General features: G+C 72.7%; 18 protein-coding genes. 1 reads left to right on the top strand and 17 read right to left on the bottom strand.

Annotated features, from left to right (window positions below):
• Nucleotides 1–3 precede the first annotated feature (3 nt).
• A complete protein-coding gene (locus tag H4J02_RS08460) occupies nt 4–585 on the bottom strand; it encodes a TetR/AcrR family transcriptional regulator (RefSeq protein ID WP_187674185.1) in 582 nt (193 codons plus the stop codon).
• Nucleotides 586–657: 72 nt separating this feature from the next.
• Here H4J02_RS08460 and H4J02_RS08465 point away from each other — a divergent pair, with 72 nt between their 5' ends.
• A complete protein-coding gene (locus H4J02_RS08465; protein ID WP_187674186.1) occupies nt 658–2,151 on the top strand; it encodes an MDR family MFS transporter in 1,494 nt (497 codons plus the stop codon).
• 163 nt (nt 2,152–2,314) lie between these two features.
• Here H4J02_RS08465 and der read toward each other — a convergent pair whose 3' ends face one another.
• The 16 genes from der to H4J02_RS08545 all read right to left on the bottom strand — a co-directional run bounded on the left by der (nt 2,315) and on the right by H4J02_RS08545 (nt 20,064).
• Nucleotides 2,315–3,856 carry a ribosome biogenesis GTPase Der gene (gene der, locus H4J02_RS08470; protein WP_187674187.1) on the bottom strand — a complete coding sequence of 514 codons (1,542 nt, stop codon included), beginning with the start codon at nt 3,854–3,856 and terminating at the stop codon, nt 2,315–2,317.
• 11 nt (nt 3,857–3,867) lie between these two features.
• A complete protein-coding gene (gene cmk, locus H4J02_RS08475) occupies nt 3,868–4,596 on the bottom strand; it encodes a (d)CMP kinase (protein ID WP_187674188.1) in 729 nt (242 codons plus the stop codon).
• Nucleotides 4,593–5,684 carry a prephenate dehydrogenase gene (locus tag H4J02_RS08480; RefSeq protein WP_187674189.1) on the bottom strand — a complete coding sequence of 364 codons (1,092 nt, stop codon included), beginning with the start codon at nt 5,682–5,684 and terminating at the stop codon, nt 4,593–4,595. The genes cmk and H4J02_RS08480 overlap by 4 nt, the downstream gene beginning before the upstream one ends.
• Complete coding sequence (locus tag H4J02_RS08485) at nt 5,681–6,541, bottom strand: pseudouridine synthase (protein ID WP_187674190.1); 861 nt, start codon at nt 6,539–6,541, stop codon at nt 5,681–5,683. Before H4J02_RS08485 ends, H4J02_RS08480 begins: the two co-directional genes overlap by 4 nt.
• Entirely contained in the window at nt 6,538–7,185 is a 648-nt protein-coding gene (gene scpB / locus H4J02_RS08490) for an SMC-Scp complex subunit ScpB (protein WP_187674191.1), read from the bottom strand. Before scpB ends, H4J02_RS08485 begins: the two co-directional genes overlap by 4 nt.
• Nucleotides 7,175–7,987, bottom strand: a complete 813-nt coding sequence (locus H4J02_RS08495) for a ScpA family protein (RefSeq protein ID WP_187674192.1) — start codon at nt 7,985–7,987, stop codon at nt 7,175–7,177. The genes scpB and H4J02_RS08495 overlap by 11 nt, the downstream gene beginning before the upstream one ends.
• A 65-nt stretch (nt 7,988–8,052) precedes the next feature.
• A complete protein-coding gene (locus H4J02_RS08500) occupies nt 8,053–9,864 on the bottom strand; it encodes an ABC transporter ATP-binding protein (RefSeq protein WP_187674193.1) in 1,812 nt (603 codons plus the stop codon).
• Complete coding sequence (locus tag H4J02_RS08505) at nt 9,861–11,741, bottom strand: ABC transporter ATP-binding protein (protein ID WP_187674194.1); 1,881 nt, start codon at nt 11,739–11,741, stop codon at nt 9,861–9,863. Before H4J02_RS08505 ends, H4J02_RS08500 begins: the two co-directional genes overlap by 4 nt.
• A 95-nt stretch (nt 11,742–11,836) precedes the next feature.
• Nucleotides 11,837–12,730, bottom strand: a complete 894-nt coding sequence (locus tag H4J02_RS08510; RefSeq protein ID WP_187674195.1) for a ParA family protein — start codon at nt 12,728–12,730, stop codon at nt 11,837–11,839.
• A 152-nt stretch (nt 12,731–12,882) separates the two neighbouring features.
• Nucleotides 12,883–13,806, bottom strand: coding sequence for a site-specific tyrosine recombinase XerD (gene xerD / locus H4J02_RS08515; RefSeq protein WP_187674196.1), 924 nt, complete (start codon nt 13,804–13,806; stop codon nt 12,883–12,885).
• Entirely contained in the window at nt 13,793–14,380 is a 588-nt protein-coding gene (locus H4J02_RS08520) for an NUDIX hydrolase (protein WP_316250692.1), read from the bottom strand. Before H4J02_RS08520 ends, xerD begins: the two co-directional genes overlap by 14 nt.
• Complete coding sequence (locus H4J02_RS08525) at nt 14,381–16,135, bottom strand: CTP synthase (protein ID WP_187674197.1); 1,755 nt, start codon at nt 16,133–16,135, stop codon at nt 14,381–14,383. It lies immediately after the preceding gene.
• 146 nt (nt 16,136–16,281) lie between these two features.
• Nucleotides 16,282–17,982 carry a DNA repair protein RecN gene (gene recN, locus H4J02_RS08530; protein ID WP_187674198.1) on the bottom strand — a complete coding sequence of 567 codons (1,701 nt, stop codon included), beginning with the start codon at nt 17,980–17,982 and terminating at the stop codon, nt 16,282–16,284.
• Nucleotides 17,979–18,920: an NAD kinase gene (locus tag H4J02_RS08535; protein ID WP_187674199.1), complete on the bottom strand. Its 942-nt coding sequence runs from the start codon at nt 18,918–18,920 to the stop codon at nt 17,979–17,981. The genes recN and H4J02_RS08535 overlap by 4 nt, the downstream gene beginning before the upstream one ends.
• Before the next feature lie 150 nt (nt 18,921–19,070).
• The gene (locus H4J02_RS08540; RefSeq protein ID WP_187674200.1) at nt 19,071–19,892 is read right to left on the bottom strand and encodes a TlyA family RNA methyltransferase; all 822 of its coding nucleotides are present in this window, start codon (nt 19,890–19,892) and stop codon (nt 19,071–19,073) included.
• Nucleotides 19,885–20,064: a hypothetical protein gene (locus tag H4J02_RS08545; RefSeq protein WP_187674201.1), complete on the bottom strand. Its 180-nt coding sequence runs from the start codon at nt 20,062–20,064 to the stop codon at nt 19,885–19,887. Before H4J02_RS08545 ends, H4J02_RS08540 begins: the two co-directional genes overlap by 8 nt.
• Between the last annotated feature and the right edge of the window lie 2 nt (nt 20,065–20,066).

The raw sequence follows: 20,066 nt of genomic DNA on the forward strand, positions 1-20,066 counted from the left end.
GGCTCAGGTGCGCACGAGCGGGAGGAACACCTCGTCGACGATCGCGAGGATCTCCTCGTCGGGCACCGGACCGAGACGCAGGATCGCCTCCGACCGGAACAGGTCGAAGGGCACCCGGAGCACGCGCTCGCTCAGATCGGGGCGCGCCTCGCCGCGCTCGACGGCGCGGGCCACGATCTCGGGCACGAGGCTCGGACGGTCGCCGAGGAGTCGGGCGCGGAGATCGGCGGGTGTGACGCCGGTCTCGGCGTAGAAGCCGGCGAGCTGCACGCTCAGCACGACCCACATCCCGAGCCGGTGGGAGTTCGAGTAGCGCAGCAGCTCGATCATGTCCTCGCGGAGGCTGCCCGTGTCGGGCGCGACGCGCGGCGTGCGGCGGCCGAGGCGCGCGACCGTCGCGAGCACGAGATCCGTGCGCGTGGGCCAGCGCCGGTAGAGCACGGCCCGGCTCGTGCGAGCGCGCGCGGCGACGCCCTCGTAGGTGAGGCCGCCGTAGCCCTTCTCGCTGATCTCGTCCCAGACGGCATCGAGGATCGCGTTCTCGAGTTCCTCACCGCGTCGTCGCGTCGCCTTCTCAAGAGTCACTTGCGTATCTTATCGCGCCGGCGTATCTTCCCAAGAGACATTTCTGTTTCTTATTCCCCATCCGAGGTCCCCATGACGCGCACCCCCGCCACCTCACCAGCGTCCGCCTCCACCAAGGAAGTCGAGGACGGCCGCATCTCCCGCGGGGTCATGAGCACCGCATGGGTGCTCATCATCGGCGGCTTCGCCGGCATTCTCGACACGACGATCGTCGCGATCGCGATCGACACCCTCGCGCGCGAGTTCGCCGTGCCCGTCGCCACCATCCAGTGGGTCTCGACGGGCTACCTGCTCGCCCTCGCCGTCGCGATCCCCCTCACCGGATGGGCGCAGACGCGCTTCGGCGGCAAGCGGCTCTGGATCGCCGCGCTCGCGCTCTTCCTCCTGGGCTCCGTGCTGTGCGCCGTCGCGTGGGACGCGACGAGCCTCATCGCGTTCCGGGTCATCCAGGGCCTCGGCGGCGGCGTCATGTTCCCGCTCATGCAGTCGCTCGCCGTACAGGCGGCAGGCGGGCGCATGAAGGGTATGGGACGGATGATGGCGATCGTCACCGTGCCCGTCGCGCTCGGCCCCATCCTCGGCCCCGTCATCGGCGGGCTCATCCTGAGCGACCTCACGTGGCAGTGGCTCTTCCTCGTCAATGTGCCCGTCGTGCTCGTCGGCATCGCCCTCGCGGCCTGGAAGCTGCCCGACGACTCCGCGCGGCGCACGCGGGCCCGCCTCGACATCCTCGGCCTGCTGCTGCTCGCGCCGGGGCTCGCGCTCGTGCTGCTGGGGCTCTCGAACGTCGAGTCGGGCGACGGCGTAGGCAGCCTCGCGGTGCTGCTGCCCGTCGTCACCGGCGCGGTGCTCGTCGCTGCGTTCGTCTGGTGGTCGATCGCGCACCGCGAGCGTTCACTCGTGCAGGTGCGGATGCTGGCCCGCCGCACGGTCGGAAGCGCCGCCGCCGTGCTGTGGCTCTCGGGCGCGGCGCTCTACGGCGCGATGCTGCTGTTGCCCCTCTACTGGCAGATGCTGCGCGGCGAGACCGTGCTGACGGCCGCGCTCCTGCTCATCCCCCAGGGGATCGGATCGCTCGCGGCCCGCCCCGTCGCGGGCCTGCTCATCGAGCGCGTCGGCCCGCGCGTGCTCTCGATGATCGGCTTCGGCGTCATGGCGGCCGGCACGCTCCCCTTCGCGTTCGCCGACGCGGGCACGTCGAACGTCTGGCTCTCGGCCGTGCTCGTGCTGCGCGGACTGGGGCTCGGCACCGTGCTCATCCCCCTCATGACGGTGTCGATGACGGGGCTCACGCACGATGAGATCCCGCAGGCCACGATGATCACGCGGATCGCGCAGCAGGTCGGCGGCGCGTTCGGCACGGCGATCCTCGCGGTCGTGCTCACCTCGATGCTCACCGCCGATCCCGCCGCAGCGTTCGACGCCTTCCATGTCGCGTTCTGGATCGCGACCGGGGTGGCCGTTCTCGCGCTGCTCGCCTGCCTCGTACTGCCGGGACGCGAGCACGACGCCACGCCGCCGACGGTCGCTGAGGCCGAGGTCGCGGAGGGCGAGCTGGCGGGCTAGCGTCCGGGGCGAAGGTCAGCAATGACCTTCGCGGAAGCGCAAGCTCAGCGCTTGCGCTCCTCCCGGATCCGCCGGCGCTGCGCGCCCCATGGCGGACCGCGGCCGAGACGGCCGCGGCGCGTCCGGCGCGAAGGTCAGAAATGACCTTCACGGAAGCGCAAGCTCAGCGCTTGCGCTTCTCCCGGACGCGCATGTTGACGACGATGGGGGTGCCCTCGAAGCCGTACACCTCGCGCAGGCGACGCTGGATGAAGCGGCGGTACTGCGGGTCGAGGAAGCCCGTCGTGAACAGCACGAAGGTCGGCGGACGCGTCGACGCCTGGGTGCCGAAGAGGATGCGGGGCTGCTTGCCGCCGCGCACGGGGTGCGGGTGCTCCGCGGTGAGCTCGGCGAGCAGGGCGTTGAACTTGCCGGTCGGGATGCGCGTGTCCCAGCTCTCGAGGGCCGTCTCGAGCGCGGGCACGAGCTTCTCGAGGTGGCGACCCGTGCGCGCGGAGATGTTGACGCGCGGCGCCCACGTGACGTGGGCGAGATCCTGCTCGATCTCGCGCTCGAGGTAGCGGCGGCGGTCGTCGTCGAGCAGGTCCCACTTGTTGAACGCGAGCACGAGCGCGCGGCCCGACTCGAGCACGAGGTCGATGATGCGCAGATCCTGCACGCTGATCGGCTCGGTCACGTCGAGCACGACGACGGCGACCTCCGCCTTCTCGAGCGCGGCCGAGGTACGCAGCGAGGCGTAGAAATCGGCGCCCTGCTGGAGGTGCACGCGCTTGCGGATGCCGGCGGTGTCGACGAAGGTCCAGATGCGGCCCGCGAGCTCGATCTGCTCGTCGACCGGGTCGCGGGTCGTGCCCGCGAGCTCGTTGACGACGACGCGCTCCTCGCCCGCGGCCTTGTTGAGCAGCGAGCTCTTGCCGACGTTCGGGCGGCCGAGGATGGCGACGCGGCGAGGTCCGCCGATCTCCTGCTTGGCGACCGCCGACACCTCCGGCAGCACCGTCATGACGTGGTCGAGCAGGTCGGCCACGCCGCGACCGTGGAGGGCCGAGACGGGCCACGGCTCGCCGAGCCCGAGGCTCCAGAGCTCGGCTGCCTGCGGATCCTTGATGGCATCGTCGGCCTTGTTGGCGACGAGGATGACGGGCTTCTTCGCCGCGCGCAGCATCCGCACGACGTGCTCGTCGGTCGCGGTCGCACCGACGTTGATGTCGACGACGAACAGCACGGCGTCGGCGAGGTCGACCGCGACCTCCGCCTGCGCGGCGACGGAGGCGTTGATGCCCGCGGCATCCGGCTCCCAGCCGCCCGTGTCGACGACCGTGTAGCGACGCCCGAGCCACTCGGACTTGTACGAGACGCGGTCGCGCGTGACGCCCGGCACGTCCTCGACGACGGCCTCGCGACGGCCGATGATGCGGTTGACGAGCGCCGACTTGCCGACGTTCGGCCGGCCGACGATCGCGAGCACCGGAAGCGCCGGAAGGTAGGTGATGCCGTCGGGCCCCGCCTCGGCGGCCTGCAGCACCTCGAGGTCCTCGTCGTCGAGCTCGTAGTCGGCGAGGCCCGCGCGCAGGGATGCGGCACGCTGCTCGGCGAGGTCGTCGTCGATGTCGGCGAGGCGCTCGGCGAGGCCGGGGTCGGCCTCGAACTCATCGGCGGCGTCGAACTCGGGGTCGAACGGGGCGTCCGGCTCGCGCTCGGTCATGTCGTGTCCTGTCAGTGAGGGGAGATGGTCGCGTGCACCAGCTCGACGACCGCCTGAACGGTCTGATCGAAGTCGAGCTCGGTGGAGTCGATCGTGGTGACCCCGGGTGCCGCCGTCATGAAGTCGACCACCTGGGAGTCGCGGGCGTCGCGCTCGCGCAGCTGCTCCGCCGTGGAGGCGGTGCCGGGCGCCAGCTCCGCCGATCGCCTGGCAATTCTAACCGCCTCGTCGGCCGTGAGCAGGATGCGCACCTGGGCGTCGGGCGCGACGACCGTCGTGATGTCGCGCCCCTCGACGACGATGCCGGGCGCCGAGGTGCCCGCGATCATCCGTCGGAACGCGTCGTTGAGGGCGAGCCGCACCTCGGGCACGCGCGCGACGTCGCTCACGACGGCCGAGACACGGGGCTCGCGGATGGCGGCCGTGACATCCGTCTCGCCCACGCGCACGCGCGTGCCCTCGTCGGTCACCTCGGTCGTGTAGGCGAAGCCGTCGAGCAGCGCGACGACGGATGCCGCATCCGCGGTATCGAGGCCGCTCTCGAGGGCGAGCCAGGTGAGCGCGCGGTAGGCGGCGCCCGTGTCGAGGAAGGCGTAGCCGAGGCGCCGCGAGGCCGCCTTGCTGACGCTCGACTTGCCCGAGCCCGCGGGGCCGTCGACGGCGACGACGACGGGGCGACCGAGGTCGGGGCGGCCGAGGTCGGGGCGGCCGAGGTCGGGGCGGCCAAGGTCGGGGCTCACCGCTCCGCCTCCATGAGCGTCCAGCCGCGCTGCTCGAGCGCGGTCGCGAGCGGATGCGCGGCCTCCGGCAGCACGGAGATCTCGGCGAAGCCGACGCGTGTCTCGGGCGAGTGCTCGATGCGGAGATCCTCCATGTTGACGCCCTCCTCGCCGATCTCGGTGAGCAGGCGCGCGAGCTCGCCGGGCTTGTCGTCGACCTTGACGACGAGGGAGGCGTAGCGCTTGTCCTGACCGTGCTTGCCGGGGATGCGCGACACTCCGTCGTTGCCTGCCACGAGGGCCTCGGCGATGACGCGGCGCGACGCAGGGGCCTCGGGGTCGTCGAGCGCGGCGATGACGGCGTCGAGGTCGTCGCGCAGCGGGCGCAGCACGGCGGCCACCTCGGCGGCGTTGGCGCCGAGGATCTGCACCCACAGCTCGGGGCTGCTGCCCGCGATGCGTGTCGTGTCGCGCAGGCCCTGGCCCGCGAGGCCGAGCGCCGTGCCCGACCCCTCGCGCAGGCGGCTCGCGAGGAGGCTCGCGACGAGCTGCGGCGCGTGGGAGACGAGGGCGACGCTGCGGTCGTGCACGGCGACATCCATCTCGATCGGCACGGCGCCGAGGTCGAGCACCATGTCCTCGATCGCGGCGGCGCGACGGTACGTGATGCCGTCGTGGCCCGCGAGGATCCACGGGCGGCCGATGAACAGGTCGGCGCGTGCCGAGACCGCTCCCCCGCGCTCGCGACCCGCCATGGGGTGGGAGCCGAGGTAGCGCGAGAGGTCGGCGCCGCGCTCGCGCAGCTCGGTGAGGGGCGCGAGCTTGACGCTCGCGACATCCGTCACGAGGGCGTCGGGGTAGCGCTCGAGCTCGGCCGCCACGACGTCGGCGACGACGTCCGGCGGCACGGCGACGACGATGAGTCCCGGGGCGTCGCCCTCCGCGGGCGCGCGACCGGCGCCGTAGGCGATCGCGAGGGCGCGCGTCGACGGCGAGGCGTCGTCGAGGATGACGTCGACGCCCTTCGCCGAGAGCCCGAGGCCGATGCTCGCTCCGAGCAGCCCGGAGCCGACGACGCGCACCTGCTCGATGAGGCGGCGGTCGTTCATCGGGGGCCTCGCTTTTTGGTGCTCGGGGTGCGGGCGGGCGCGCCGGATGCGGTGGCGCCGCCGCGCGCGTCGTGTGCCTTCGCATCGCGGGCGAGGGCGAGGAGCGCGCCGACCTCCACCTTAGTGAGATCGCGCATCCGCCCCGCCCCGAGCGAGCCGAGGTGCAGCGGACCGAAGGATCGGCGCACGAGCTCGATGACGGGGTGGCCGACGGCGGCCATCATGCGGCGGACGATGCGGTTGCGACCCGAGTGCAGGGTGATCTCGACGATCGTGCGACCGCCCGAGGGCTCGCCCACGACACGCACGCGATCGGCGGCGATGGGCCCGTCGTCGAGCTCGACGCCCTGGCGGAGGCGACGCAGCGCATCCTGCTTCACGACGCCGCGGACGGTCGCGAGGTAGGTCTTCTCGACGCCGTACGACGGATGCGCGAGCACGTGAGCGAGCTCGCCGTCGTTCGTGAGCACGAGCAGCCCCGTCGTCTCGGCGTCGAGGCGGCCCACGTTGTACACGCGCTCCCCCGCCTGCTCGGCGTAGCGGGCGAGATCGGGGCGCCCCTGCTCGTCGGACATCGAGCTCACGACGCCCTTCGGCTTGTTGAGCATGAGGTAGCGCTTCCCGACGTCGAGCTGCACGGGCACGCCGTCGACCTCGACGGCGTCGGTCGCGGGCTCGATGCGGCGCCCGAGCTCGGTCACGACGCTGCCGTTGACGCTCACACGCCCCTCGACGATGTACTGCTCGCACACGCGGCGCGAGGCGACGCCCGCGGCCGCGAGCACCTTCTGCAGACGCTGTCCTGAGCCCGTCGAAGGGCGTTCGCCCTCGGGGCGCTCGTCCCACGGATGTGTCATCGCGCGCCGAGCTCCTCGAAGCCCTCGACGCCGTCGGGCAGCAGGGGCGAGATGGGCGGCAGCTCGTCGAGCGAGTTGATGCCGAGCTGGGTGAGCAGCAGCGGCGTCGTCTCGTAGTGGATGGCGCCCGTCTCGGCGTCGGTGTAGGCCTCGGTGATGAGGCCGCGTCCGAGCAGCGTGCGCACGACCGAGTCGACGTTGACGGCACGGATGGCGGCGATCGAGCTGCGCGCGATCGGCTGCTTGTAGGCGATCACGGCGAGGGTCTCGAGGGCCGCCTGCGAGAGCTTGGTGGGGCTCTGCGTGAGCACGAAATCGCGCACGAGGTCGTCGTGCTCCGCGCGCACGTAGAGGCGCCATCCGCCTCCCACCTCGCGCAGCTCGAAGCCGCGGCGGGGGCCGCCCGACTCGCCGTCGTAGTCGGCCACGAGACGCTCGAGCGACTGGCGCACGGCCGGCACGGGCGCGCCGAGAGCCGTCGCGAGGGTCACGAGAGGGAGCGGCTCGTCGGCGACGAGCATGATCGCCTCGAGGCGCCGCTCGAGGTCGGCCTCACCCCGCTGATCGCGTGCCGGCGAAGCCGGCGCCTCACCCCGCTGATCGAGTGCCGGCGAAGCCGGCGTATCGAGATCCTCATCGGTCATAGTCGGCCCCCAGGGTCGCGAGTTGGTCGTCGTTCCAGTGCGCCGCCGTCCAGCGCAGGGTGATCTCGCCGAGCGGCTCGAACTGCTCGAAGCCGATCGCGGCGTGCCGGTAGAGCTCGAGCACCGCGAGGAACCGCGCGATGACGACGCCGCGCTGGTCGGCGCCCGCGACGAGCTCGCGGAACGTCGTGGCCGCCCCCGACCGCAGGAGCGTCACGACGACGGCCGCCTGCTCCCGGATGCTGACGAGCGGCGCGTGCAGGTGGTCGAGCCCGACGACGGGGATCTCCCGCGGCGCCATGGCGAGTGCGGCGAGCGCCGCGAAGTCGTGCAGGCTGAGCGTCCACACGAGCTCGGGTGTCTGCCGTCGGTACTTCTCCTCGAGCCGCACCGAGCGTGCGTGCCGACCCGACTCGGCATCGAGGTGCTGCTCGAACCAGCGCGCGGCCTCCTTGAACGCCCGGTACTGCAGCAGTCGGGCGAAGAGCAGGTCGCGGGCCTCGAGCAGCGCGACGTCCTCGGCGTCGACGAGCTCGCCCTGCGGCAGAAGCCCCGCGACCTTGAGGTCGAGGAGCGTCGCGGCGACGACGAGGAACTCGCTCGCCTGATCGAGCTCCTCGGGGCCGTCGAGGCCCTTGAGGTACGAGATGAACTCGTCGGTCACCTTCGAGAGCGACACCTCGGTGATGTCGAGCTCGTGCTTCGTGATGAGCGACAGCAGCAGGTCGAAGGGGCCGTCGAAGTTCGCGAGGGTGAGGCGGAATCCGCCCGTCTCCGGCTCCGCCGCAACCGCCTCCTGCATGGGGGCGAGTCTAGTTGTCGACGGGGCCTCGGCCCGTCCGGGCTCGCCCCGTCGGGCCGCCGCGCTCAGCGGTACGAGGCCGCCTGCAGCTCGTAGAGCTCGGCGTAGAGCCCGCCCGCCGCCATGAGCTCCTCGTGGCTGCCCGCCTGCGCGATGCGGCCCCCGGCGACGACGACGATGAGGTCTGCCATCCGCACGGTGGAGAAGCGGTGGGACACGAGCACGGTGACGGCGCCGGTTCGCTCCCCCACCCGCCGTGCGGTGTCGGCGTACTGCTCGAAGAGCTCGTGCTCGGCCTGGGCGTCGAGGGCGGAGGTCGGCTCGTCGAGCACGAGCAGCAGCGGCTCCGGGCGCATCATGGCGCGCGCGAGGGCGACCTTCTGCCACTGCCCGCCCGAGAGCTCGGTGCCGTCGTGGTAGCTCTTGCCGAGCAGGGTGTCGAGGCCGTCGTCGAAGCGCTCGAGGAGCGAGTCGGAGCGGGCGCGCGTGATCGCGCCGCGCACGGCGGGCTCGTCGTCGAGGGCGTCGAGCTCGCCGATGCCGATCGACTCCCGCGCGGGCAGCTCGAAGCGCACGAAGTCCTGGAACCCGGCCGAGATGCGCGTGCGCCACTCGTCGACCGCGAACTCGCGCACGTCGATGCCATCGACCGTGAGCGCGCCCTCGTCGACGTCATAGAAGCGACACAGCAGCTTCACGAGGCTCGTCTTCCCCGCGCCGTTCTCGCCCACGATCGCGACCGTCGATCCGGCGGGCAGCACGAGGTCGACGCCCTCGAGCACGCGCGCGTCGGTTCCCGGGTAGCCGAACGCCGCGCGCTCGAGGCGGATGCCGTGCTCGAGCCGCGCGGGCACGGGTCGCGGCTCGGCGGGGTCGTCGCGATGCACGAGGCGCTCGACCCACGCGACGGTGCGCATCATCCGCGACCCCCGCTGCAGCTCCTGCAGCACCCCCACGGCGGCCGCGACCTGCTGGTTGACCTGCCCCGCGAGGATGATGACGAGGATGACGTCGCCGACGCTCGCGCGCCCGTCGACCGCACGCGAGATCACGAGCAGCGTCGCCCCGATGTACGCGACGGCGAAGATGAGCTGCCCGAGCAGGCGCGGCACGAGAGCGCGACCCTGGGCCCGGTTCAGCACCCGGGCGGCGGCACTCCACGAGTCGGCCTGACGGCGGCGGATCTCGCCGTCGAGCCCGCACGCGCGCAACTCCTTCGCGGGGCCGGCGGATGCCGCGAGCCGCAGCAGATGCCACGAGCGTCGGATGTGGCCCGCCGAGGCCTCGCGGCCCTCCGCGAGGATGTCCTCCGCGCGGCGACCGAGCAGGAGCGGCGGCACGGCAGCGATCGGCAGCAGGAGCAGCCACGGCGACACGAGGGCGAGCATGACGGCGGTCGTCGCGATGGCGATCGCGAGCGAGAACGCGGTGAAGAGCGTCTCCACCTGCTGACGTGTGCGCGACACCTCCTGGCGAAGCACCTGCAACCGGTCCGCGTAGTCGGCGCGGTCGTGGTGCGCGAGGCCCGCCGAGCCGTTCGAGAGCAGGATGAGGCGGCGCTGCATCGCGAGCTCCGCGGCCTCGCCGAGCTCGAAGTGGAAGATGTGCGCGAAGTGCCCCGCGGTGAGCGCCGCGATGAGCAGCACACCCGCGGCGACCGCCGCGCCGACGGCGCCCTGCGCGTCTCCCGCGAGCGCACGGTCCGTGAGCGCGCTGAGCGCACCCGCGCCGAACGGGATGGCCACGGCCTGCACGACCATGAGCGCGCCGGCCACGAGCATCCGTGCGGGGCTCTCGCGCCAGCTCGTGGCGACGAGGGCGCCGATGCCGCGCAGCAGGCCCCCGCCCACCGCGGTGTCGGGATCCCGCCGCGTCATGCGTCCTCCTCCTCGGCGTCGAGTCCGCGCGCGAAGCGCTCGGCCTGCAGGCGGAAGAGGCGGGCGTAGTGGCCGTCGGCCGCCAGGAGCGCCCCGTGGTCCCCCGCCTCGACCGCGCGCCCCTTCTCGATGACGACGATGTGGTCGGCCCGCCGCACCGACGAGAAGCGGTGCGAGATGAGCAGCGCCGTCGCGCCGCGCGTGATGTCGACGAAGTGGTCGAAGAACTCCACCTCGGCGCGCACGTCGAGGGCGCTCGTCGGCTCGTCGAGCACGAGCACGCCCGCGCCCTGCGCGAGGGCGTAGAGCGAGCGCGCGATCGCGACGCGCTGCCACTGGCCGCCCGAGAGGTCGACGCCGCCCTCGTAGCCGCGCGACAGCACGGTGTCGTACGTCGCGGGCAGCGCCTCCAGCACGTCGGCGATGTCGGCGCGACGGGCGGCGGTGCGGATGGCCCCCGCGTCGTGCGGCGCCCAGGCGGCGCCGAGTGCGATGTTGTCGGCGGCCGAGAGCTCGTAGCGCACGAAGTCCTGGAAGATGACCGACACCGCCCGCCGCCACAGCACGGGGTCGAACTCGCGGATGTCGACGCCGTCTGCCGTGATGCGGCCGCCGGTCGGCTCGTAGAGGCGCGTGAGCAGCTTGACGAGCGTCGTCTTGCCGGCGCCGTTGACGCCGACGAGCGCTGTGGAGCGTCCCGCGACGAGCTCGAGGTCGAGGCCGTCGAGCACGGGTCGCTCGCTGCCCGGATAGCGGAACGTCACGTTCTCGAAGCGGATGGTGAGGGCGCGTCCGAGCGCGAGGCCGGCATCCGAGCCCTCGCCCGGCGTCGTCTCGCCCGCGAGCAGCTCGTCGCGGCGGGCCTCGAGGCGGCGGAGCGCGCTGAGCGTCTGGGCACCGAACTGCGTGAGCACGTCGGCCTCCGGGTAGTACTGGCCGAGCAGCACGGCGAGCGCGACCGCCTGGGTGCCGAGCGCGAGACCCGCGACGTCGATGCCGCCGTCGCTCGCGACCACCGCGATCGCGACGAGCACCGCCAGGATGACGGCGAGACCGATCGCCGTGAACGCGATGTACGGGCGGAAGAAGATCCGGCGGCGCTCGGATGCGACCTGGCCGAACATCGCGAGGTAGGGCGTGCGGGTGCGATCGGCGACCCACGACGCGAGGTCGAAGACGCGCAGCTCCTTGGCCGACGCGGGGCCCGTGCCGAGCCCGAGGAAGTACTCGTACTCGCGCCCCTCGCGCTCGACGCGGTCCCACACCGTCGAGTACTTGCGCATGCCGCCGCGCTGCCCGTAGCGGAAGACGAGCGTCACGACGCAGATGCCGACCGCGGCCCACCAGCCGACGACGACAGCCACGAGCACGACGAGACCGAGCAGCTGCGTGTAGCGCGCGATGAGCGCGAGCATGCCCGCACCTCCCGAGCCGGGGGTCGCCCAGTCGTTCTCGAGGAACCGCGTCGTGCCGCCGAGGTCGTCGAGGAAGCCCTGGTCCTCGAGGATGCCGATGCCCGTCGTCGACGACACCGCGGCCACCAGATCATCGCGCACGAGGGCGTCGAGCCGCAGGCGCAGGCGCTCTGAGAGCGCTCCCACGATGGGCGCCACAAGCTGCTGGAGTGTGAAGACCACGGCGGCCGCGACGAACGACGCGACGAGCGAGCTCCAGGCCTCTCCCCCGACGCCGTCGGCGACAACACCGGGCACCTGGGCGATCAGCAGGCTCGACGCGACCACGAAGGCCACGGGCAGCACGCCCGCGACGAGGTTGAGCACCACGAGCGCCGCGATGAGAGCGCGCGGGCCGCGGCGCAGCAGCGACAGCAGCAGCAGGCGCGGGCGCACGGCCTCGTCCCACCACTGCGCGACCATCCGTGCTCCCTTCTGTCGGCGACGACCGGCCGCCCACACTACCTCCGGGCGGAGCCGATCACCAGAGGTCTGCCGCGAGCCCGCGGGTGACCGCGTCAGGCGACGGCGCTGCGGTGCACGAGCTCGCGCGCGAGCTGGCGGTACTGCTCGGCGGCGTGGTGATCCGGCGCGAACTCGGTGATCGGGGTGCCGGCGACCGACGCATCCGGGAACTTCACGGTGCGATTGATGACCGTCTCGAGCACCTTGTCACCGAACGCCTCGACGACGCGCTCGAGCACCTCGCGCGAGTGCAGCGTGCGCGGGTCGTACATCGTCGCGAGGATGCCGTCGAGCGTGATCGCGGGGTTCAGGCGGTCGCGCACCTTGTCGATCGTCTCGACGAGCAATGCGACGCCACGGAGCGCGAAGAACTCGCACTCGAGAGGGATGAGCACGCCGTGGGCGGCCGTGAGCGCGTTGACGGTGAGGAGGCCGAGCGAGGGCTGGCAGTCGATGAGCACGACGTCGTAGTCGGCCGTCACCTGGCGCAGCACCCGCGCGAGGATCTGCTCGCGCGCGACCTCATTGACGAGGTGCACCTCGGCGGCCGAGAGGTCGATGTTGGCGGGGATGACGTCGAGGCCCGGCGTCGAGGTCTGCTGAATGGCGCCGGCGACGTCCTTCTGCGAGCCGAGCAGCAGGTCGTAGATCGTCGTGACGTCGTGCGTCTGCACGCCGAGCCCCGCCGAGAGGGCGCCCTGCGGGTCGAAGTCGACCGCGAGCACCTTGCGGCCGTAGGCCGCGAGCGCGGCGCCGAGGCTGATGGTCGTCGTCGTCTTGCCGACGCCGCCCTTCTGGTTGCAGAGCGAGATGATGCGGGCGGGGCCGTGCGTCGTGAGGGGTGCGGGCACGGGGAACTCCGTGACGGGTCGCCCCGTCGGCCCGATCTCGACGGCCAGGTCCTCGAGCCCGGCGAGTTCGTTCGCGACCTCCCGCTGCGCAGTCATATCGCGAGTGTACGTCCGGCCCCGGAGACGCCCGGGCGGCGACAGGCGGGGTCCGGACGGTTCGCCTCAGGTTCAACCAGAGGTTGAATGCGGGGCGCCGCGGTCTCGAGACGCATCGCTCCGCGGCGTTCCTCGACCAGCTGCGTCGGGGCCTACCGGGCGCGCGGGTGGGCCTGCTGGTAGACGTCGCGCAGTCCGTCGATCGTCACGTGCGTGTACAGCTGCGTCGTCGCGACGGATGCGTGGCCCAGCAGCTCCTGGACGACCCGCACATCCGCTCCCCCCGCGAGAAGGTGCGTCGCGAACGAGTGCCGCAGGCTGTGCGGCGACACCTCGACCGTGAGGCCCGCGCGCTCGGCCGCGGCGCGGATGATGAGCCACGCGTTCTGCCGGCTCAGCCGTGCGCCGCGCGCGCCCAGGAAGAGCGCGGGCGTCGACCGCGTGCCCGAGCCGAGCAGCGGCCGCGCGCGCACGAGGTACGCCTCGATCGCGGCACGGGCGAACGAGCCGAGCGGCACGATGCGCTGCTTGTCGCCCTTGCCCACCACACGGATGAGCTCGGGCGTGCCGTCCTCCCCCACGAGGTCGTCGACGTCGAGCGCGACCGCCTCCGAGACACGCGCGCCCGTCGCGTAGAGGAGCTCGAGGAGCGCCTTGTCGCGCAGGCGCACGGGGTCATCGCCATCCGTCGCCGCGAGCAGCGCCTCGACCTGCTCGCGTGTGAGCGCCTTCGGGAGGCGCTTCGGCAGCTTCGGCGCCGTGAGCGCCTCGGCGGGATCCGACTCGAGCAGTCCCTCCTCGACGAGGAACCGCGTGAACCCGCGGATCGACGAGATGACGCGCGCCGTCGAGCTCGCCGCGAGCGGCACCTCGCGGTCGCGCAGGCCGACCACGTAGGCGCGCACGGCATCCGCGTCGAGGGCCGCGGCATCCGTCACCCCGCGCTCCGCGAGCGCCGTGAGGAACGCCGCGAGATCGCGCCGGTAGGCCGCGACCGAGTTCGCCGACAGGCCCCGCTCGATCGAGAGGTGCCGCAGGTAGCGGTCGCGCTGCCGCTCGAGCTCAGCCGCGGGCATGGGCGGCGAGCACCGCGATGAGCAGGATGGAGTTGCGGATGCGTCCCGCGAGCGCCGCCTCGACGGCCTCGTCGAGCGGCACCCAGCGCAGCACGATCTCGGCCTCCTCCTCGGTGCGGGCGTACACCTCGGGCGCCGCCTCCACGCCGCGCGCCTCGAAGACGTGGATGACCTCGTCGCTGCCACCCGGCGACGTCGCCACGTCGATGAGCGGGGTCCACTCCCTCGCCACGAGGTCCGCCTCCTCGGCGAGCTCGCGCTTCGCCGCCTCGAGCGGGTCCTCCCCCTCCATGTCGAGGAGGCCAGCGGGCAGCTCCCAGTCGCGCGTGCGGATGGCGTGACGGTACTGGTTGATGACGAGCACACGGCCGTCTTCGTCGCGCGCGAGCACCGCGACGGCGCCCGTGTGGTCGACGTAGTCGCGCACGACGTCGTGACCGCCGAAGCGGAAGGTGTCGCGTCGCACGTCCCACACCCGACCCTCGAGCACCCGGTCGGATGCGACGACCTCCGCGGGGTCGGGCAGATCCGCGAGCGGACCCGAGAGCAGCGCCTCGCGCTCCGCGGGCGTCACTCAGACCTCGGCGGGCTCGGTCGCGGTGACGACCGGAGCCGCCGCCTCGCCCTCGGGCGCGTCCGCGCCCTCGACCTCGAAGAGGCGCGTCGCCTTCTGACGCTCGAGCGCCGCGCCCACGAGGCCGCGGAACAGCGGATGCGCGCGGTTGGGCCGCGAGCGCAGCTCCGGGTGGGCCTGCGTGCCGACGTAGTACGGGTGCACCTCGCGCGGGAGCTCGACGAACTCGACGAGGCCGTGCTCGGGGTTGGTGCCCGAGAACACGAGACCCGCCTCGCCGATCTGGCCGGTGTAGTGGTTGTTGACCTCGTAGCGGTGGCGGTGACGCTCGTAGACGACCTCGGAGCCGTAGGCCTCGGCGACGACCGAACCCGGCTTCAGGTGCGCCTCGTAGAGGCCGAGGCGCATCGTGCCACCGAGGTCGCCGTGGTCGAGGATGTCGACCTGCTCCGCCATCGTCGCGATGACCGGGAACTCGGTGTCGGGGTCGAACTCCGACGAGCTCGCGCCCGGGAGGCCCGCGACGTCGCGCGCGTACTCGATGACCATGCACTGCAGGCCGAGGCACAGGCCGAGGGCCGGGATGCCGTTCTCGCGCGCGAAACGCAGCGCGCCGAGCTTGCCCTCGATGCCGCGCACGCCGAAGCCGCCCGGCACGCAGATGCCGTCGACATCCCCGAGCATCTTCGCCGCACCCTCGGGCGTCTCGCACTCGTCGGACGGCACCCAGCGCACGGACACCTTCGCCTGGTGGGCGAACCCGCCCGCGCGGAGCGCCTCGGTGACCGAGAGGTAGGCATCGGGAAGGTCGATGTACTTGCCGACGAGGGCGATCGTCACCTCGTGGGCGGGCTCGTGCACGGCCTTGAGCAGCTGCGACCAGCCGCTCCAGTCGACGTCGCCCGCCTTCTCGGCGAGGCCGAGCTGCTCGATGATGTACGCGTCGAGACCCTGCTGGTTGAGCATCGTCGGGATGTCGTAGATCGAGGGCACGTCGACCGCGTTGACGACGGCGCGCTCGTCGACGTCGCACATGAGCGCGATCTTGCGCTTGTTCGACTCGGAGACGATGCGGTCGCTGCGGAGCACGAGCGCGTCAGGCTGGATGCCGATGCTGCGGAGCGCGGCGACGGAGTGCTGCGTCGGCTTCGTCTTCTGCTCGCCCGAGGCGCCCATGAACGGCACGAGCGAGACGTGCACGAAGAAGACGTTGTTGCGGCCGAGCTCGTGGCGCACCTGACGCGCCGACTCGATGAACGGCTGCGACTCGATGTCGCCGACCGTGCCGCCGATCTCGGTGATGATGACGTCGGGCGCGGGGGTGCCGTCCTCGCCCGGCTGCGCCTGCAGCCGCATCCGGCGCTTGATCTCGTCGGTGATGTGCGGGATGACCTGCACGGTGTCGCCGAGGTACTCGCCGCGGCGCTCCTTCGCGATGACGTTCGAGTAGATCTGGCCCGTCGTGACGTTCGCCGCCTGGTCGAGGTTGATGTCGAGGAAGCGCTCGTAGTGGCCGATGTCGAGGTCGGTCTCGGCGCCGTCGTCGGTCACGAAGACCTCGCCGTGCTGGAACGGGTTCATCGTGCCCGGGTCGACGTTGAGATACGGGTCGAGCTTCTGCATTACGACGTGCAGACCGCGCGCGGTGAGGAGGTTGCCGAGACTGGCGGCGGTGAGGCCCTTACCCAGCGAGGAGACGACGCCCCCGGTGACGAAGATGTGCTTGGTAACGGCTGATCCCGGATTGTTCACCACGGGGTTTCAGCATATGTCACGAATCCGGGCGCGCGCTGCGACACGCGTCCCGACGGGCCCGCATCGGCGTGTCGCGCGGTTCACCCCCGCGCCCCACCCGCTGGTTGAGTAGCCGCGAAGCGGCGTATCGAAACCCGACCCGCGCCCTACCCCCGCGCGAGCTCCAGCAGCTCCCGCGCGTGTGCGAGCCCCGACTCGGAGTCCGAGAGCCCCGACAGCAGACGCGCCATCTCGGCCGCGCGCTCGGACTCGTCGACCTGCCGCACGCTCGACGCCGTCACGAGGCCGTCGCTGTCCTTCTCGACGACGAGGTGGTTGCCCGCGAACGCCGCGACCTGGGCGAGGTGCGTCACGACGATGACCTGCGCCGACTCCGCGAGCCGTGCGAGCCGTCGCCCGATCTCGATGGCCGCGGCGCCTCCGACGCCGGCGTCGACCTCGTCGAACACGAACGTCGGCACCTCGCCGCCCGCCGCGAGCACGACCTCGAGCGCGAGCATGACGCGCGAGAGCTCTCCCCCGGATGCGCCCTTCGCGAGCGGACGCGGCTCGGCGCCCTGATGCGGTCGCAGCAGGAACGCGACGCGATCGCGCCCGTGCGCCGTGAGCTCGGCATCCTCGACCTCGACGACGAGCCGCGCGTCGGGCATCGCGAGCGCCGCGAGCTCGGCCGAGACCTCGTCCGCGAGCCGCGCGGCCGCGGCACGACGGCCCTCCGAGACGGTCGCCGCGAGAGCACCCACGCGCTCGAACGCGGATGCGACCTCGCCCTCGAGTGCGCGGATGCGGTCGTCGTCGCCGTCGAGCTCGACGAGCCGCAGACCCGCCTTCTCGAGGCGCTCGACGACCTCGTCGAGCGGGGCGCCGTGCTTACGCGAGAACGCCGCGAGCGCCGCGCGGCGCTCCTGCACGGCCTCGAGCTCCCCCGCTGCGTCGACGTCGAGACCGGCCAGGTAGTGCGAGAGCTCGGTCGACACCTCGGCGAGCTGGAAGGAGATCGCGTCGAGGCCCTCGCGCGCCGGCGCGAGAGCGGGGTCGTGGTCGCCGACCCGCGCGAGGGCCCGGCGGGCCTCCTCGACGAGCGCGACGGCATCCGGGCGGTCCTCCCCCGACTGCGACGAGACGGCTTCCTGCGCGAGCACGGCGGCGAGGCGCAGCTCCTCGAGGTTGCCGAGGCGCTCCGCCCGGGCGGCGAGGTCGTCGTCCTCGCCCGGCTGCGGCGCGAGCTCCTCGAACTCGGCGAGGTCGAGGCGCAGCTGCTCGGCCTCGCGAGCGCGGTCGTCGCGGTCGCTCGTGAGCCGTTCGAGCTCGGATGCGAGCGCGCGCCAGCTCTCGAAGGCGCGTGCGAACTCCGCGACGCGCGCGAGATGCTCGGGCCCCGCGGATGCGTCGAGCGCGTCGCGCTGGGCCGCCGCGGAGCGCAGGCGCAGCTGATCCGACTGCCCGTGCACGACGACGAGCCGCTCGCCGAGCTCGGCGAGCACGCCGACCGGCGTGGACCTGCCGCCGACGACGCCGCGGCTGCGGCCCTCCGCCGACACGGTACGGGCGAGGATGAGCTCGGCGCGGCCGTCGCCGATCGGGTCGAGGTCGCCGCCCGCCTCGCGCACGCGCTCGGCGACGGCTCCGTCGTCGGCCACGAGCCAGCGGCCCTCGACGCTCGCCTGGGCGCTTCCCGCACGGACGCTCCCCGCATCCGCCCGTTCGCCCAGCAGCAGCGCGAGCGCCGTGACGACCATGGTCTTGCCTGCGCCCGTCTCGCCCGTGACGGCTGTGAACCCGGGCCCGAGCGGCAGGCGCGCCTCGCCGATGACGCCGAGGCCGCTGATCGACAGCTCCTCGATCACGCGCGCCCCCGCTCCTCCGCAGCCGCCTCCGACGCGGGACCGCGCCATCCGTCGACCGGGAGGCCGAACTTGTTCACGAGCCGGTCGACGAAGGGGCGCGGCGCGAGACGCGCCAGCAGCACGGGCTTGGGCGAGCGTCGCACGACCACGCGCGCGCCCGGCGGCAGCTCGAACATGCGGCGGCCGTCGCACCACAGCACCCCGTGGCCCTGCGAGCGCTCGAGCAGTTCGATCGCGACGGGCGAGTCGGGAGCCACCACGAGGGGGCGGGCGAAGAGCGCGTGCGCCGAGAGCGGCACCATGAGGATCGCCTGAAGCCCGGGCCAGACGACGGGGCCGCCCGCCGAGAACGCGTAGGCGGTGGAGCCGGTGGGCGTCGACATCACGACGCCGTCGCATCCGAACGTCGACAGCGGACGCTGGTCGACCTCGACGACGACCTCGAGCGACCGCTCGCGGCTCGCCTTCTCGACGGTCGCCTCGTTGAGCGCCCACGTCTCGAAGACGACCTCGTCGCCCTGCTTCACGCGGACAGAGAGCGTCATGCGCTCCTCGACGACGTAGTCTCCCTCGAGTGCGCGCTGGACCACCTCGTCGAGGTCCTCGCGCTCGGCCTCCGCGAGGAAGCCCACGTGCCCGAGGTTGACGCCGATGAGCGGGGCGTCGCACCCCCGCGCGAGCTCCGCGGCCCGCAGGATCGTGCCGTCCCCGCCGAGCACGATCACGAGCTCGAGCGACGACGCGGGCACGTCGACCCCGAGCAGCGCGAGCGGCGCCAGGTCGGGCGCGGCCGCACGCAGGTCGGCGAGCTCGTCATCCGATACGACGGGCGTCAGGCCCGCGTCGATGAGCCGACGGCACACGTGGATGCCGGCCTCGAGCGAATCCGCGCGGCCGGTATGCGCGACCACCAGCAGATGTCGGGCGGCGTCGGTCATGTCCCCATTCTGTCGGATGCGCCCGACCCGCGCCGCGCTCGACGTCGCTCTCCTGTGCATCAGTGGGGCGCTCCGCGGTCGCGCGGGATGGGTCTCGCGATCCGGCCGCGGCGGGGGCGCCCACCTGGAGGGCGGAGATCCCGCGGCGGCTCAGGCCAGCGCGGCGACCGCGTCGCGCAGGTGCGAGGGGTCGGGCGCGCCGCGACGCAGGTGCACGAGGTACTCGCGGTTGCCGCTGCCGCCCGGGATCGGGCTGTCGACGATGCCGAGGGCGCCGAGTCCGGCGTCCCAGGCCGACCACAGCACGGTCGAGGCCGCCTCCTGGCGGCGGGCTCGGTCGCGCACGATGCCTTCCTTGATGCCGCCGCGCCCCACCTCGAACTGCGGCTTGACGAGCAGCAGGAGGTCGGCATCCGGTTCGGCGAGGGCGAGGAGCGGATGCAGCACCTGCGTGAGCGAGATGAAGCTGAGGTCGCCGACGACGAGCGTCGGCCATCCGGAGAGCGCGAGCTCGGCACGGTAGCTCAGAAACGCGGGAGATTCTCGCGTCAAGTGCCGGAGGTTCTGGCCCTCGAGGTTCGCGACGCGCGGGTTCTCCCGCATCTCCCGCACGAGCTGGCCGTGGCCGACGTCGACCGCGAACACCCGCGCGGCGCCCCGCTCGAGCAGCACCTGTGTGAACCCGCCCGTCGAGGCGCCCGCGTCGAGGCACACCCGCCCGGAGGGGTCGACCCCGAAGGCGTCGAGCGCACCGATGAGCTTGTGCGCGCCGCGGCTCACGTAGTGGTCGGCGCCCGCGACGGCGAGCTCGGCATCCGCACCGACGCGCAGCGACGCCTTGGCCGCCGGGGCGCCATCGACGGTCACGAGCCCCTGGGCGATCGCCTCGACCGCGATCGCGCGCGAGCGGGCGAGGCCGCGTCGCACGAGCTCGGCGTCGAGCCGGGCCCCGGATGCGGCGGCGTCAGGCATGCGGACGCGGCGCGTCCCCGGATTCGAGCCGCGCGCGCAGCTCGTCGTGGAGCTGCGAGAGCGCTGCGGCGCGGTCGGCGAGGGGCTGGTCCTCGATGACGCGGAGGCGCGACAGCAGCGCGCTCGGCTCGCGGTCCTCCGGCGCGTCTGGCTGCATCGTCTCGTCGGTCACGG

It is taken from the genome of Protaetiibacter sp. SSC-01 (assembly GCF_014483895.1).
Classification (GTDB): domain Bacteria; phylum Actinomycetota; class Actinomycetes; order Actinomycetales; family Microbacteriaceae; genus Homoserinibacter.